The 16,833-nt window shown below is 35.8% G+C and carries 11 protein-coding genes; 2 read left to right on the plus strand and 9 right to left on the minus strand.

All coding sequences use genetic code 11. The features are described from left to right. Positions 1 to 2: 2 nt before the first annotated feature. A complete protein-coding gene (locus VIO64_RS20930; RefSeq protein ID WP_331921691.1) occupies positions 3 to 1,226 on the minus strand; it encodes an aldo/keto reductase in 1,224 nt (407 codons plus the stop codon). A 371-nt stretch (positions 1,227 to 1,597) separates the two neighbouring features. Between VIO64_RS20930 and VIO64_RS20935 the strand changes: the two genes are divergently transcribed. Together VIO64_RS20935 and VIO64_RS20940 are read left to right on the plus strand one after the other, a co-directional pair. Then, a complete protein-coding gene (locus VIO64_RS20935) occupies positions 1,598 to 2,767 on the plus strand; it encodes a fused response regulator/phosphatase (protein WP_331921692.1) in 1,170 nt (389 codons plus the stop codon). Positions 2,768 to 2,781: 14 nt separating this feature from the next. Beyond that, on the plus strand, positions 2,782 to 3,225 hold the full coding sequence (locus tag VIO64_RS20940; protein ID WP_331921693.1) for a hypothetical protein: 444 nt from the start codon (positions 2,782 to 2,784) through the stop codon (positions 3,223 to 3,225). Positions 3,226 to 4,463: 1,238 nt separating this feature from the next. Here VIO64_RS20940 and VIO64_RS20945 read toward each other — a convergent pair. The 8 genes from VIO64_RS20945 to VIO64_RS20980 form a co-directional block, all read right to left on the minus strand. Then, complete coding sequence (locus VIO64_RS20945; RefSeq protein WP_331921694.1) at positions 4,464 to 5,000, minus strand: ferredoxin domain-containing protein; 537 nt, start codon at positions 4,998 to 5,000, stop codon at positions 4,464 to 4,466. A gap of 82 nt (positions 5,001 to 5,082) precedes the next feature. Then, positions 5,083 to 5,862 (minus strand): rod shape-determining protein MreC, encoded by a 780-nt coding sequence (gene mreC / locus VIO64_RS20950; protein ID WP_331921695.1) that lies wholly within the window; start codon positions 5,860 to 5,862, stop codon positions 5,083 to 5,085. Positions 5,863 to 5,997: 135 nt separating this feature from the next. Then, entirely contained in the window at positions 5,998 to 6,462 is a 465-nt protein-coding gene (locus VIO64_RS20955; RefSeq protein ID WP_331921696.1) for a transcription elongation factor GreA, read from the minus strand. Positions 6,463 to 6,611: 149 nt separating this feature from the next. Next, positions 6,612 to 7,979: an aldehyde dehydrogenase gene (locus VIO64_RS20960; RefSeq protein ID WP_331921751.1), complete on the minus strand. Its 1,368-nt coding sequence runs from the start codon at positions 7,977 to 7,979 to the stop codon at positions 6,612 to 6,614. Positions 7,980 to 8,113: 134 nt separating this feature from the next. Then, positions 8,114 to 9,529 (minus strand): NAD(P)/FAD-dependent oxidoreductase, encoded by a 1,416-nt coding sequence (locus VIO64_RS20965; protein ID WP_331921697.1) that lies wholly within the window; start codon positions 9,527 to 9,529, stop codon positions 8,114 to 8,116. A 78-nt stretch (positions 9,530 to 9,607) separates the two neighbouring features. Next, positions 9,608 to 10,390 (minus strand): SDR family oxidoreductase, encoded by a 783-nt coding sequence (locus tag VIO64_RS20970; RefSeq protein ID WP_331921698.1) that lies wholly within the window; start codon positions 10,388 to 10,390, stop codon positions 9,608 to 9,610. A gap of 34 nt (positions 10,391 to 10,424) precedes the next feature. Continuing rightward, on the minus strand, positions 10,425 to 12,434 hold the full coding sequence (locus VIO64_RS20975) for a hypothetical protein (RefSeq protein WP_331921699.1): 2,010 nt from the start codon (positions 12,432 to 12,434) through the stop codon (positions 10,425 to 10,427). Positions 12,435 to 12,699: 265 nt separating this feature from the next. Beyond that, a complete protein-coding gene (locus VIO64_RS20980) occupies positions 12,700 to 16,650 on the minus strand; it encodes a PA14 domain-containing protein (RefSeq protein ID WP_331921700.1) in 3,951 nt (1,316 codons plus the stop codon). Positions 16,651 to 16,833 lie beyond the last annotated feature (183 nt).

A 16,833-nucleotide genomic window follows, 5' to 3' on the forward strand; every position in this document is an offset into this window, starting at 1 on the left:
ATTTAGGTATTTGCTTTTTTGCCTCCGGTAAAAAAGCGTTTTACCTTAAGTACCCCACCTATCGAACCAAGCAATGGACCGCTCCACCAAGGCTCCATTTCTTTTTTTACAAGCTTGAGGTTTTTTCTTATTTCAATATGCTGGGGACATGCCTTTTCGCACTTGCCGCAGTCTATGCACTTGGATGCAAGGGTATTTCTCCCGCCCGTAGCACCTCCGCCAAACATAAGGTATTGAAATCTCAAGTGTTTATTTTTAAACAAGTGCTTACTGTTATAGTAGCTGAAGCAAAACGGTATATTGACACCTGCGGGGCATGGCAGGCAGTATGCACAACCTGTACATCCTACCTTCATTAATCTGAGATAGGTTTCCTTTACCTCATTGTAAATTTTATGTTCATCCTCAGTCAGTGAATCAGGCTTAATCTCACATGCAAGTTTTATGTTCTCATCTATATGGGCCTCTTCATTCATGCCGGATAATACAACAGCCACTTCAGGCTGGTTCCAAAGCCATCTTAGAGCCCAATCAACATAGGATCTCCTAACTTTGGCTTTTTCCCATATATTTTTGATTTCATCAGGCATTCTTCCGACAAGGCTTCCTCCCCTAAGAGGCTCCATAATGATGACTCCAATACCTTTGGAGTATGCATGCTTAAGGCCTTCAACACCTGCCTGATTTGATTCGTCAATATAGTTGTATTGTATCTGGCAAAAATCCCAGTCATAATCATCAATAAGCACTTTAAAATCGTTTTTGTCTCCGTGATAGGAAAATCCTATATTTCTAATTACACCCTTGGCTTTCATTTCCTCCAAAAAACTCATAAGCCCATTGGTTTTAGCCCTTTCCCAGCCTTTAATATCCTGCACGGCATGAAGCAGGTAATAATCTATATAGTCGGTCTTAAGCCTTTCCAACTGAGTATTAAGAATGCTCTCCATATCCTTCCTGCTGTTTACCAGGTAAGGAGGAATTTTGGTAGCAATCATAACCTTATCTCGGACACCGTTTTTATGAAGTATAGCACCTAAAGCCGCTTCATTTCCGATATACATATATGCAGTATCAAAATAGTTAACTCCTCTTTCAATAGCCGACATAACCTGTTTCTCAGCTCTTTCCATATCGGTTTTTCCATTTTTGACAGGAAACCTCATGCATCCATACCCTAAAATTGATGCTTCATCTCCATTTTTTCCAACCTTCCTGTACTGCATAAAATCACTCCTTTGTAGCATTTATAAACTTAAATTCATTTCCCGGCCATTTATATTAAAAGTGTTAATAATCTTACATTTAGCGAAGCAAATAACGAACGGTTCAACGGGATTTGCGATAGATAAATGTAATGATTAATCACTTTTAATTAGATAAACCTTTCAAAATCACTGCATGATACACATTTATTTATTATGTTCATCTATCCTCTGCTCATTTACGAAATTAATCCTTCAATACTTATAATTCTATTTGTTAAATTAGGATTGTTCAAGTATTTGCCAAAGGATTTTTTTTGCTTGTTGTCGAAATTTATATATATAAATGTTACCTGTCGCACCTCAATACCACTTGAAAACTGAGGTTACTTATGAATAACTGGAAGTTTCTTTTAGTAGATGACAGCAATGTCAGCATTAAGATCCTTGAAGATATTTTAATCAATAATGGGTATACCGATATTACATCTGTAAACAGTGCTCAGGAAGCTATTGATTTTCTGCTTTCCAAAAATTACGCTGGTATAAACAGGCCGATTGATATCATAATAACAGACCTTTTTATGCCCGGCATAAACGGTATTGAATTTTGCAGAAAAATTCACAGGATAGAGGAATATAGAGATATACCCATAGTCATGATAACATCCTCAAATGATATTGACAACTTAAAGGAAGCATTTGATTCAGGTATCATTGACTATATCAGGAAGCCTTTTAATCCTATTGAATTGGTAACTCGCATTAAAGCTATATTAAGATTCAAAGAAGAAGTGAGCAGGAGGCAGCTAAGGGAGCTGGAAATAGAGGATATTAATCGCAATCTAATTGAAGATTTAAGTATTGCAAACCATCTGCAATTTCAAATGCTGCCCAAAAATATAATATCTAAACCCATATCCATCAAAGGCTACTATGTGCCTGTAACCTTCCTTGGGGGAGATTTATACTATTGGCATAGAGTAGGCGGCGGAAAATATGGTGTAGCACTTATTGATGTTATGGGCCATGGCACAGCTACATCAATGATATGTATGTATATTAGATCGCTTCTCCCTGAGCTGATTTCCAAAAGTACAGATTCGGTTGAACTCGTCAAAAGCCTAAATAAATACATGCGTGACTTTAATAACCAGCTTACACAAGTTCAATACCATTTTACAATGATTTATATAATAGTGGATGTTTTAAATAAGACAATTGATTATGTAAACGCCGGCCATCCTCCTGTTTATTTGCTGGAAAAATCCAAGGAAATAAAGCTTTTGGATAAAGGCTGCATACCTATTGGCATAATGGATGATATAGAAATAGAAAATGAAATTATCCGCTACACTGAAACATCTTGTATTTTTATGTATTCAGACGGTCTTAAGGATCTTGTCAGGGATAATAATATCACTTTTGAGTATATACTTAGTCTTATTGACATTAACAATATAAACAGCAGCTTCACTTTGCCGATTGAAAAATTTTTAGATCGGATAAAACAAATGTCTCGGCCGGACGACATTTCGGTGGTTACTCTGGAACTTCGTTGAAAACAGGTGAAAAGATGAGCAAATTAACCTTAAAATGTGCTGCAATACCTGAAAACATATGGCTGATTGACAGCCTTGTTGAACTCACTATTAAAAGTGAGCATGTCTTCGGATACAAAAAGGCATGCTTTGCAATGCATGAGTTGGTTATCAACAGCGTTCAGGCAATGAGTAAAAATAACAAGTTCAACAAGCAAATCACTATAGTCCTTGTATGCAGTAAAAAATATATATTCTTCAGCATAAATGACTTTGGAGGGGGACTGCCCTTAAATATCCTGGAAAATATCAGCATAAATCCATTGGATAATATGGGTTTAAATGAAAGCGGCAGAGGTCTTGCCCTTGTAAACTTGTTTGTTGATAAACTAAAATGCAAGAAAGAAAAAAACGGAAGTTTTACCTATAAAATAATTATATATACAGATAATATGGTAGCTCAACAGAATAATGGGTAAAAAATGTCTCTTGTTTAGTGCTTGACGATTGTTTGATTTTCCTGACAACCAAACGAATATTGATATTGAATCTTCTCTTAACCATTATCAAAAAGTTGTAAATTCTCACGGTATAATTTTGGGGTTATATTGAAATGTCCCTTAATCAGTCTGTAAAAATGTGTAACATCACCAAATCCGCAGGAAGATGATATTTATTTTATATTCATATTGGTTGTAGATAGGAGCATTTTTGCTATGCCAAGTTTCTGATTAATTATATATTCAAAAGGCGGCTGACCGACAATTTCTACAAATATCCTGCAAAAAAATGTACGGCTTAGTCCGCACATCAAAAAAATCCACATAAGGTAACATTTCATTTTCGCCTGCCATCCAATAAGATACTTTGAAATTGTAAATATCTTTACGGGATTTGCAATATAGAGGATCAAATATAATAGCACAAAAATAGTAGCCTGAAATTCCCTGAACATCCAAACCCAGCTTTCTAAAAAAATATCTCCTTTAACCGCTTCAAGCCATTTTCCATCGGTAAATATTTTGTCCGATCCTACTGTGATCAGTTCAAGCTCATAAAGCCTACTATCCTGCGGTTATAACGTATCCCTACAGGCCACGAATGGGTCTCCTCATTGATCTTATAGCAGTCAATAATATATGGATTTATGAGGTTTTGACTTTCTTCTTTCATCAGATACCTAATAATTCATTCTAAATATATAAAAAGATTTTTGCAGTATTTAATCACAATCATTACACTTGTATGTCTGGTGCAAGCTAACATATACTCAGTTGAATCACCATCTTTACCTTCAACGAATCCTTATCCTTATGGTATTGGTTCTTTGGCGTCTGATCAGGCAAGTACCAATGCAATATTTCCAAGCTTCTTGCAAAATTTGAATTGAAGGATAGGATACAATTGGCTGTTTTTGCAATTAAAAGCGGGATTTATGAAATGAAATTAAATAAGAAATGATAGAACTTGGTACACTTACTTGGTCAAATACAATTTGATACTCAGGAAGTGCATCGTGAACATCTTTAATAAATTTGTACTTTAGCCCATCATATTCATTAATAAAATATATCGTAGTGTCTAGCTCTTCCATTAATTATGGCTACCTGATAAGTTGTAAATATGTTTGTAAATGATGATTGTATTTACTATTAATATCAACATATTCAAAAATATAGTTAAATGAGTGCTATATATTATGGAAGAAATTCAGTCACTACCTATCAAAGAATATATTTTTACTGCTTGAGCTTAACGGTATACCAAAGATAATTTTTGTTTCACTTCCTAAAAGCTGCATTTTCTTTACGGCTTTTCCCACAGAGAGCATAACCCTATTATCGATCCTTGCATCCATTGCGACGCTCACAGCTGAGCCAACTGCAATACCTAAGTCACTTGTATTAAATGAACATGGATTATCAGGATGTTTGTTCTTTTCATCACAATTACTGAAGCCACATAGCCCGCAGTTTTTTACCCCTACAGGATTTATCTTAGTACCAATTAACACAAGTATATCAGATTGTAAGATATTATCAGCATCCCTTATAAAAAAATCAGCTGCACCACCTTCTTGAACCATTTGCTTCATCATATCAGCAATTTTTACTATTTCATCTTTGTCAGCAATGGATAAAACCAAATTATCAACACCTCTTGCTTTTGGTGCAGTTCTGGCAGCTATAAGCATCTTTTCAGCAATATTCATTAATGCCTGATTTCTTATATTTTCTTCAAATAATATACTCAAAGTTGTACCTCCAATATTATTGTGGTAAGCAATTTATGATAGCATATATAAAAGCCCCGTAACTTATTAAGATCTTCAAGCTTTAACTTTTATTTTTTATGAGAACTGCAACAAATTCAAGCTTTTTAAAATCTACGGCTGGCTTAACAGTGGCATAATAATTAATATCATTATCACTTTTTCTTACTTCTAATATTTGTCCTATAGGAATGCCTTTTGGAAAAACACCGCCGATTCCAGAGGTTATTATCTTATCTCCATAATTAACATTTACATCATTAGAGAGAAATAACATTTTACAAGTATCTGCTATCTTGGACTCCAAACCGAAACATCCATTAATAATACCGTCACAACCCGATCCTTTCGTTGTAGCTGCCACTCGACTTGTAGAGTCAATAATACAAGTTACTTCGGCAGAATTTTTTTTGACAGAGCTAACTCTACCAACTAAACCATTACTACTAATGACAGCATCATCAAGAGTTACACTATCTATACTTCCTCTATCAATAGTAACACAAAACCCTTTATTTTCATCTATATCAATGATATTTGCACCTAATAATTTGTTTTCTTTAAATTGATCTTTAAAAGCTAGAAGTTTTGATAATTCAATGTTTTTCCTCTTTTCTTGTTCTATTTCTTGGGAATCAAATTTCAGTTGTTTTTCCTTTGTTTTTAAAAGGCTATTTTCCTTTCTTATTTTCGACAATTCATCTAAATAGCTTCTTTTGCTATTTATTTCAGACCAAACACTGGATAAAAGGTGATTTTGGGGTGATATAAAAGTGTTTATAGTAATTATGATAATTATAAGTAAGCCTATTACTGTAAGTATTTTAATTATTTTCTTAACCATATTAAAACCTATTATTCTTTCATGATAGTATATATAAGCCCTGCAGAAACAAGGCTTATATATACTATCATGTATTTTCAATTTTGGAAACTGCTGGCTTTATATTTACCTCCAAGTCATTTTTCTAATCATGAGTTAAAGTATCTCTAATACCTCTACTTTATATTTCCCTCTTGGAGCATTAACTTCAATAATATCTCCAGCTTTTTTACCGGATAATGCTTTCCCTAAATCAGATTCTATACTTATAAACATATTTTCAGGGTCAATATCCATTGTGGTGACTAATGTTACAACAGCCTCATCTTCATCCTCTATAAATTTGATTCTTGCTTTACTGTTAATTCCTAGAACTGACCTATCCACATTCTTATCATCTATTACAGTTGCAGTTGAAATCATATTTAATAAATATTGAATTCTATCATCATTTGCTCTATAATTTTCACAAGCTGTTTTGTATTCAGCATTTTCTGATCTGTCTCCATGTGCTGCAGCTTCTAATTTTTCTTTTGCTATTTCTGCTCTTTTTACAGTCATTCTGTATTCTATTTCTTCTCTTATTTTTTTCACATTATCCTGTGTTAATATATTATTCATAAGTGTTAACCAAGCCTTTGTCAATTTATTTTCTACTATTAATATAGCACAAAAATATTTAATCATCCACTCATATATGTTATTTATGAGTGTACATTCCTAACGAATAATTGTCGGGGAATCTTACACGAATCTTGGTCAACCTCTTTTTATAAAAACCTGAATACCCTTTTCATAAAATCTATTGACACTGTATAGGGAGGATACTTTAATTTCATATCATATACAGTCTGATTGAATAAAACACTTTTCAAATGGGAGAAGGTATCAAATGAGGCCTTCCCATGGTATCTTCCCATACCGCTTTCCCCGACTCCTCCAAACGGCAGCCCATGTGTTATTATATGGTTTATTGTGTCATTAACACAAACTCCTCCTGAGGAGGTATTTCTTAAAACTTTTTTTATGTTTGCCTTATCGTTTGAGAAGATATATAGGGCTAAGGGCTTTGGCCTTCTGTTAACAAACCCTACCGCTTCATCAATGCTTTCAAACTCCAATACAGGAAGCAGGGGTCCAAATATCTCATCTTGCATAAGTTTGCTGTTTTCGCAAACGCAATCCAGGATGGTAGGGCTAATGCTTAGCTTCTCTTTACTGCTTTTGCCCCCGTAAAGAATGCTGCCATCCTTCATTAATGAGAGGAGCCTTGCAAAATGCTTCTCATTAATTATATGGGCATAATCTTTAGAATCAATTGGGTTGGGTCCATAAAACTCATTTATTGAAGCAATAATGTTTTCTACCAGTTCCTTCTTTATCTTTTTATGAACCAATATATAATCCGGAGCTACACATGTTTGTCCCGAGTTCATAAACTTGCCCCAGGCGATCCTTCTTGCAGCATTTTTTATGTTGATATTTTCGTCTACTATGCATGGGCTCTTACCTCCCAATTCAAGTGTAACAGGCGTTAAATTTGAAGCTGCAGCCTCCATTATCACTTTTCCCACAGCAGTGCTGCCGGTATAAAAGATGTAATCAAACTTTTGAGACAGCAGCTCCTTTGAAGCATCTATTCCACCTTCAGCAGAAGCCACATACTCTTTAGCAAAAGTGGAGTTTAATATCTGAGTTATGACTGATGATACATTGGGAGATATCTCGGAAGGCTTTACAACAGCACAATTACCTGAGGCAATTGCCCCTACTAAAGGAATCATTACCAACTGGAAGGGATAGTTCCATGGGCCAATAATAAGAACTGTTCCATAAGGCTCGGGAATTATATAGCTTGAACCTCCAAAAAACATAATGGGTGTCTTTACCTTTTTTCTTTTTGAAAAACTATAAATATTCTTTTTCATGTAATCAATTTCACTAAGCACAAGTCCAACCTCTGTGGTAAAACCTTCAACCTTGCATTTACCCAAGTCTTTGTTAAGTGCCTCATAAATCTTGTTTTCACTCTCTAATATAGACTGTTTCAATCTTTCCAATTGGGTAAGCCTGTATTTTATGTCCCTTGTTTTACCGCTTTCAAAATACCGCCTCTGAATTTTTGCTATATTTTTTATACCCCATCACTCCTTATTTTTTGATCGTGCCTAATCGAACAAAATCGCTTGCGGTTTTGCAGCCTGGTCGTTATTGTGAGAAATTAATAAAACCCCGATATTATCGAGGTTTATCTTTTGTCGTACTTTATATATTATTGTTCCTTTTTTATTTCATGATAATCATCATCTGTGTTTATGCTCCAGGTATCATACAGCTTTTTTCCTTCAGCTATATTTTTGGCTGCGTATAAGCCCGTCATGATGGAATGATCCATATTGTTGTATTTAAAAAGTCCGTAACGGCCAGCCAGATGGAGGTTTGTGAAATTCCTGAGGTATTCCTCCACCTTCGCAAGACTGTCCTTATATCCCATCATATACACAGGATAAGCCTTTGGTACTCTTACTACCTTGTAATCAAGAATATCCGATGCCTTGCAGATCTTTATCATTTCCACTTCCTTTGCCGCCAGTTCGAACAGCTTTTGATCTTCCATATTCCAAAGCTCATCGTTTTCATTGCAAAAGTACTCCAATCCGAGAGAAGTCTTACCCTCATCCGGTACCATGGACTTGCTCCAGTTTTTAAAATTCTGGATCCTTCCAAGCTTAACCTCTGGAGAATGTATATATATCCAGTTATCCGGAAATAAATCCTTTTTATTCAATATAAGATCAACCGTTAGAAAGCTCCTATATTTGAGGTTGTCGGCAGCTTTAAGCACATCGTCTGGAGCCTTTGGGTACATTGAGTTTATAAGCTCGGTTACCGGGATTGTTGATATAAAGTCGGACCCTTCCTCCACATGCTTTACTCCGTCGGAAGTAGTATATTCTATGCTTTTTACAGTATATCCGTCACAATTGATTCTGGTAACATATGAATTGAGCCTTACTTCACCCTTCATTTTTTCTATCTTGTTCTTCATTTCAGTATACATCATGCCCGGTCCGAATTCAGGGTAATCAAACTCGTCTATCAAAGTCTTTATATTTGTTTTTTTAGGCTTGAAAAGTGCATTTATAATAGCTGTGGTAAGGGACAGTCCCTTAATTCTTTGTGCAGCCCACTCTGCCTGTATGGTAGAACATGGAATACCCCATACCTTTTCCGTGTATGTCTTGAAGAATATTGAGTAAAGCTTCTTTCCAAACCTGTTGGAAACCCATTCCTCAAAGGTTTCCTCCTTCTTATACGGAAAAACCCTAGCCTTAAAATAACTGAAAAGGATGATAAATGTATCTTTAATGCCGACTCCGAAGAGTGCGTTCATGGCAGTCAGGGGATAATTAAAAAATTTGTTTCGGTAGTATATTCTCGACAGCCTGGGTGTTTTTCTGAATTTATCACCTAAAACCTCATTCCAAAGCTCATTGACCTCATCAAACTTTGTAAAAAACCTGTGTCCGCCAAGATCAAAGTAAAAGTCCTTATATTTTATTGTTTTACTGATTCCACCAACCTGAGATTCTGCTTCCAGCAGCAAAGACGGTTGTCCTTTTTTAGTAAGATAGTAGCCTGCTGCCAAACCTGCAGGCCCAGAACCCATAATAATTGTCTTTTTCAAATTGGGCCCTCCTTTATAGACTTAGAGCGTGGAAATCTTCATTTCCCTAGACTATTCTAACACTTAATATCTCAAATATCAATGGTTATTGTACTCCCAGCCCTCATCCCCATTATAAACCATAAGCTTTGTCATTCCGCCGTCTACGATTATATTCTGACCGGTAATAAACCCGCTGTCAGTTTCACATAAGAACATGACGGTACGTGCTATATCAAGGGGCTTTCCTATACGCTTCACTGGGTGTTGATTTTTGTCTTTCTCACTGTGTTTTTTATCAAAATTTTCATCAAAGTTTGCTGCAACATCAATCCATCCCGGACTTACGCTATTGACCCTAACCTTTCCTGCAAGGCTCACTGCCAAGGCATGGGTCAATGCAGATATTCCCCCTTTTGCAGCGGTATAGCTCTCAGTATCGGCCTGAGACATCAATGCCCTTGTGGAAGAAATATTAACTATGGCGGCATCTTTAGTAAAGTGCTCACAAAACAGCTTTGACAGCATATACGGAGCGGTTACACCAACCTTTAGAACATAATTGAAATCATCATAATCACAGCCGCTTAATATGCCGTTATTACTCATACAGGCATTGTTTATGAGGTAGTCCACCTTATTGAAGGTTTTTATCACCTCTTCTACAAAGGATACAAGCACGCCTTTTTCTGCAATATCACCCGGGAAAAATAGGCACTCCGCTCCATTTGATCTTAACTCTGCCAATACCTTTTCCCCAGCAGCTTTATCCTTGTCGATAACAGCCAACTTAGCACCGCTTTTAGCGAATTCTTTTGAAATACAAAGCCCGATGCCGTTGGCACCCCCAGTTACTACGCAAACCCTGTCCTTAAATTTCATGGAATCCTCCTTGGATTAGCACTTTTAATATACTTTACTTCAATGAAAGCTTATCTACCTCTGACTTGAACTTATCAACATTATTGCTTGATATATCTAAAACATAAAATTCCACATCACCGCTGTCGGTTTTAATGCTGATCATTTCTCCCCTTCCATACCTTTCAAACTCTTTAAACGCAGAAATGATTCTATAGGTTTTACCGTCATACTCCCATATCAGCTTCAAGCCTTTTTTTGTGGTGCTGTCGTAGTCTTTGACAGCTCTTTTATTTATGTCAAATATAGCTGCCTCGCTTAAAGAATTAAACGGGTTCTGATCACTCAATGACATTATTCTTTTGTTATCAAAATCACTAAGGAACAAATGTGTTATAGCATAACCCGTTTTCTGGCAGAGCAGGGTGTCATACTCAGAACTTACCGGAAGTCCGGTTTTGAGCTCATTCCACCTCATTTTTGTAGAAGGCTTGTCTATCCCTGCTGCTACATCCTTCATAAATCTTGCTACTTCAACATCCTTATGAGGAAGCAGCTGTAACGAATTTGGGTTTGATGCCATTTTGTATATATACCTCATGCTTGGATATAGTCCCAATAATGTTACAACAATACAAAGAGATAGCACGATATATCCCAGCTTATACTTTTTAAGCTTATGATTGTCATTAATCCTAAAAGACATACTGAAGGCACATGCAATGAGCAGCACCCAGAAAGGTGCTCCATGTAATACCCTATAATCGGCACACCCTGCAATGAAGGCACCAGCAGCAGGAATAACCGCAAGAAGAACAATATGGTAATACCTTCTTCCCAAAGCAACTATGATACCTGGTATGATTAAAAACCAGTAAGCTGCCGGTATTGCCGTAAAGTTCGGTATAAACCATTTTTCCCCTGTTGTTTCTTTATAAATAAAAGTCTTTAAAAAGCGGTCTGTATAAACCTTATACTGCTCAGTGGGCTCACTAAGCCCAAGGGAACTACTTATAAGGGCAAAAGGCAGCTTTACATAGGCAACGGCTCCCTCTTCTTCCGTATCAATATTTAGACTGCTAATAAATTCATTGGTCATCTTTTTTTCATGCTCAAAATAAACCGGATTAAATATAACATACATGATGAGGGGCATAATACAAATAATAAGCGATACTGAGTAAAGTAAAACTCTTTTTAGTATTTCCCCCTTCATAACCTCTTTCCAGTGAAAAACCGCCATTATTATAGAACCTAATATTAATCCGTATAAATACTGCTTTCCCATAACGGCACTATCTACAGCAAGTGCTGCCAACAATGCTCCTCCTACCAGCCTTGTCCTCCTTTTCATACTAAAGCCGGTGTATGTAAAATATAAGGAAGCCATAATCATTGGTGCCGCTATTGCATATCTGTGTCCTGCATACATGTGCATAAAGTGAATAGGTAAAAAATTAAGCACTACTGCAGCAAATATTGTGACAAACTTGTTATTAAAAAGCTTCTCAGCCATCAATGTTGTAAATAGAAATGTAATATAACCCAGGACTGTAAGTGCAATATTGAAAATCAGCAAATTATATCCAAACAACTTGAAGAAGAATGTTATGTAGTAATGAAACACCACTTCTCTTGATATTAGGCCTACCTTATCAAAAAATGCCGCCTGAAAGGGCTGATCTGTAAAGATATGGTTCTTCGCAAAGTAGATATCCCAGGCTCCATCATCAAAGAGCCCTTTATCACTCCATGGGAGGTTGCTAAAATTCCAAAGGTGGGTAATAAAAAAGCCGCATGTCAAAACTACATATAATATCAGCCTTTTACTTTTAAATATGGTTAGATCAAACTTAGAGCTGCTGGTTTCAAATGCATATAAAAAGAGAAACCCAACACTAAACAGCCAGGTAGACCAAGTAAAAAAATTCCCCGGAAAAACACCACCATAATGAAGAGCAGTGCTTACTATACAACCTACCGAAAAGATTATAGCCATAAGCATAAAGTATTTTTTATAGCCGCCAAAGTCACTTGATTTTGTTTTTAGATTCATAATCCACATAATAAGCTTTCACATTCCTTTGCTTATGAATTAAGTTAACTTGTATAACAGCATTATAATAAAAACAAGGCAAACATTCAAGTTGGAGGGAATATAGTAGATTACTTTCACCATGTATGACAGTAAAGTATCAGCTCCCCTTAAAAAAGGGCTGTTGCAATAGCGATTAATAATCATATTGCAACAGCCTCTTTTGCACTAAACAACTTACATATTTAAATTATTGCAAGATATTTTACTCCACTGTCTATCTATCGAAAAAGTGTCAGTTTTCCACAAGTCTTTTTTTGTTTGCCATTGCCTCATCAAAGTTAACAACAAAATCCCACCAATTCGTTAGTGACCTTCCGTTATATACTAAACCATTGTCATAGCTTGGAACATTCTGCATCCAGTACGTAAGCCAACTCATCCTTGACTGGTTCTTCAAAATACCTATATAGTTTACAACATCTTTATTGTAATCTAGCCATGTTGTTGCATTAATATTTTTTAGGCTTCCAAGCCCATCAGGGTTCCAATTTTCTATATCCGACAGTGTGTAGTTTAAATTATCGCCATTATAGTCATAATTCCATCTTGCATTTGGCGGTTCATGTGTCCATCCATTTCTAGCAGGAGCAGGGTTCATAGTATTTGCATTTGAATATCCTACAAAACGTCCCCAGAACAAGCTTGAATCATGATCTGTATATTTGGAATCGGTATTCTTCTCACCGTCTATATACTTTAATAAGGCCTCAATCTGATGTGTATAATGTTCCATTGCTCCGTCAGCCCCGGCATGATCTTCATATACAAAATCAAAGAATGTATAAGTGTAACCAACTGATGGCAGTATGTTATTTCCACTATTACTAATATTGCCATAAGGACCGGACATAATTGATTCAGATCCTACTATGTGCTCTCTGTCATATAGCCATGACCATATCTGCCTTGCTTTAAGGCCATCCTTAAGCTTGTCCTTCATTATGTCTACTAAACTGTAGTTCTTTAATTGGTCCTTTGTTAGATTATCTTTTATCGCTGATGCATCAAAAGTAAAATCCTTAAAATCAGCTAACTTATTAGTTAGTACTTTTTCATAATCATCATACACTAACCCATTTTGTGAGTATGTCGGTATAGGAGTATCAATTTCCACCTCCATAATTACCCTGTAATTTATGTATGGCTTTGCGGAAGGATTCTCGTATCCCTTGTAAATAGAGCCTTTTTCAACAGCATATTTAAAAGATGAGTTCATATTATTTATTCTAGTTCTAAGATCATTTACATTCATATTCTTGAAATTCGCACAAACTTCATCTACCTTACCATCCTTATTTTGGTCAGGAATAAATTTTAAAACTATTACCGGTATTACATTTGTCTCAAAAGGTGCTTTGTTTTTCATTGTTTTTACAATAGCCTCATCACTCGCCGGGGAATAAAGTATTGCAGGGCTGAATGCATATACTTTATAAGTATATGTGGTATCCTGCATAAGCCCTGTATCAGTATACTTATTTCCTTTAACTTGTCCAATAGGTATGCCATTTCTAAAGATTTCATATCCTTGTATATTATTCATATCTAATGGAACATCCCATTCCAAAGATACACTTGTGTTGGTTATTTTGTTAGCTTTGAGGCCTGTGGGCTTTAATGGAGTTACTGTGGAATTAGAAATATACAACCTGTTTTGAGGAATTATCTCTTTTTGAGTGCTCTTGCTGGACCAATAAAGCATCAGCGAAGCATTCGAGGCTTGGTTAACATAATCTATTCTTATGTGGTATTTCTTTCCCGGCATCATTGTGAATGTACCACTCTCTATTTCTTTATCAAAGTCACTATAGTTTATTATATTAATACCATCTATCCAAACCTTAATTTTATTTGCTAAAGGTTTTACAGACAAATTATCGAAATGAGTTTTAGTCCGGTACACTCTCATTCCTACTGACCCTTTTGTGTGCGAGGAATCGGAAATATTAATTTTAGGGTTTGTATCTTTTGAAGGAGCACTTGCTTCATCCACAAAAACTTTTATGTTGCTTGAATCGGCTACTACTTTCATATGATATGGAATATTGGGCTTTACATCATAATTTACCGAATCAATTGTTGTATATGTATAGTTACCGTTAATTAATACAAATTTGCTCAAAACAATTCTATGATTGAACGCATCTAAAGCTGCATAATACCCTAAAAGATTATCTGCACCATAGCCCGCGTTTGATACCCTGAATAAAAGACCTCCATCCGAGTAGCTTGATGAATTTTCAATGGTTATATCGGATTGATATACGATATTTTTCTCATTAAAACTGTTATGGATGAGCTTATATCCATCACCTGAATCAATAATACATTCACCGTTTGACTGGTGCCAATTTATAGATTCTCCTGATGTCATTCCATAATAGTTCCAATTAGAGTTATACATTTTTCCATCATATTTCTCAGCAAGTATTTTTACTTCATTATCAGAAAGCACTCTATTATGGATCATAAGATTATCCATAGAACCGTTAAAATAGTTATTACCTGAGTTGATACGCCCAATCGTCATGCTTCCTGCCAAAGTCTCTTTATTCGTTACACTCCAATCATTTTCCAATCTACCATCAATATATATTTTTACTTTTCCATTCGTCTTATCTCTTGAAACAGTGCAGTGATGCCAATTGCTATCTGATATATCGGTCTGGGAATACATTGTTGAATCAGGATTTCCAATACCAACGCCCAATTTCTTCCCTGCCAGGACTATACCAAAATCATTAGCAAGTCCACCAATATCAGCGTCTACTAGCCCGATACCATTATACCACTGGTCTTGCAGTCCCACCTGTGATGTTTTAATCCAAAACGACACAGTAAAATCATCCATAGAATTGTTGTCTAGAGCAATAGAGTTATTCACACCGTTAAAGTTGAATCCTTTCTTGCTAATACCGTCAACCCAACTGGAACTGCTTATATCTCCTTCGATACTCAAAGATTTAGTCATGTCGGATGAATTATACAGTTTATTACCGCTTCCCTCATCCATTCTATAACATACTGATTCTCTAAAGTCTTCTACAAGCGAACCCGGCACCTCAAATCTGTATTGTTCATTATATTTAGGCTGAATGTAGCCATACCATCTGGCACTAAACTCATCTCCCATAGATGAATGAGGCCTTGAAGTACCCCAATTGAAATTAATTTGGGCATCTGTCTTTTTGAGAACAGCATTAGTGAAGTTTTTATCTGAATAGTACGTTGCCTTTAAACCTGATCCTTGAGGTACAATTTCATCCGAGTAAACAGTATTTGCTTCAAGCTCATTTGAAATATCGGAATAATTTCCATTTAAATCAAAGGCTCTGACTCTATATATGTATTTTGTACCATACTTGTTTAATTCGAGTTTCATGTTTGGTTCTAAATTGCTATCAGAAAAATTTGTTGTTAATGTTTCCCCAATCTTCCTTAAATCAGAGCAATACGAAATTACCTCCATTTTTACATTATAACTTGAATATTTTATCCCTCTGTATATTTCATACTTGCTTATCCCGACATTGTCGTAAGCAGCGGACCATGATAGGTCAATAGATGTTTGAGTTTTTGAGTATTGTAGTAGATTTGTAGGAGTACTGGGTTTTGTAACATCGCCTGTTTGCACCACGTGGTATAGGTTATTGGTGGGTATGAATACTTTTGCATTTCCAGTCTGGTATACACTTGACCATTTCATTTCTATAGCAGAAGCGTCGTTGCCATTGGAATAATACTCGATTTTTACCGGATATTTTTGTCCTGCTGCCATTGCATAAGTCAGGGAATATTCTGTAGGGCACTGATCAAACCATTTATCCAACTGCAGCTGGTTATTTATCCAAACCCTGATGCCATCACCGCTTGTAAAATACAGTTTATATGTATCAGTATAATCAGATTTTATATAGCCTGTCCACCTGGCAGAATATCTGTATTCATCAGTCAACTTTCCTGCTATTGAGTTATCACATAATACTCCGCTTGCATAAGTCAATCCATCAGTATATCTGGTATCGCATGGGTTAGTTAAATCCATTCCATCAAAGAACTCTGCTTTTAATCCTCCAGGTTCCACTATTTCTGATGCCCGACACTTTGACGTAAATATCGTTAGATTTGACACCAATAATGATAGTACAATCAATAATACTAAAGCTTTTTTTGATTTTCTCATAATCTTTCCTCCCATTCAGTTTTGCCTCTTGAGCCACTTAGCCAGATAATAATTGATATTAGTGCAATACATTGATTTACTCGTATGGAATATTTACTATGTCCCCCTTTCCATAAGCCACTAATGATTAATACACTTCTCATATCAATATTATTTTAATGTAATCGTTCAAGAAAAAATGGG

The organism is Pseudobacteroides sp. (assembly GCF_036567765.1).
Lineage (GTDB): Bacteria > Bacillota > Clostridia > Acetivibrionales > DSM-2933 > Pseudobacteroides.

What these genes read in the sequence shown, in the direction of transcription:
- VIO64_RS20980 (WP_331921700.1), bottom strand. Translation starts at nt 16,650, where the DNA reads ATGAGAAAATCAAAAAAAGCTTTAGTATTATTGATTGTACTATCATTA.
- mreC (WP_331921695.1), bottom strand. Translation starts at nt 5,862, where the DNA reads ATGGTTAAGAAAATAATTAAAATACTTACAGTAATAGGCTTACTTATA.
- VIO64_RS20955 (WP_331921696.1), bottom strand. Translation starts at nt 6,462, where the DNA reads ATGAATAATATATTAACACAGGATAATGTGAAAAAAATAAGAGAAGAA.
- VIO64_RS20970 (WP_331921698.1), bottom strand. Translation starts at nt 10,390, where the DNA reads ATGAAATTTAAGGACAGGGTTTGCGTAGTAACTGGGGGTGCCAACGGC.
- VIO64_RS20975 (WP_331921699.1), bottom strand. Translation starts at nt 12,434, where the DNA reads ATGTGGATTATGAATCTAAAAACAAAATCAAGTGACTTTGGCGGCTAT.
- VIO64_RS20930 (WP_331921691.1), bottom strand. Translation starts at nt 1,226, where the DNA reads ATGCAGTACAGGAAGGTTGGAAAAAATGGAGATGAAGCATCAATTTTA.
- VIO64_RS20940 (WP_331921693.1), top strand. Translation starts at nt 2,782, where the DNA reads ATGAGCAAATTAACCTTAAAATGTGCTGCAATACCTGAAAACATATGG.
- VIO64_RS20935 (WP_331921692.1), top strand. Translation starts at nt 1,598, where the DNA reads ATGAATAACTGGAAGTTTCTTTTAGTAGATGACAGCAATGTCAGCATT.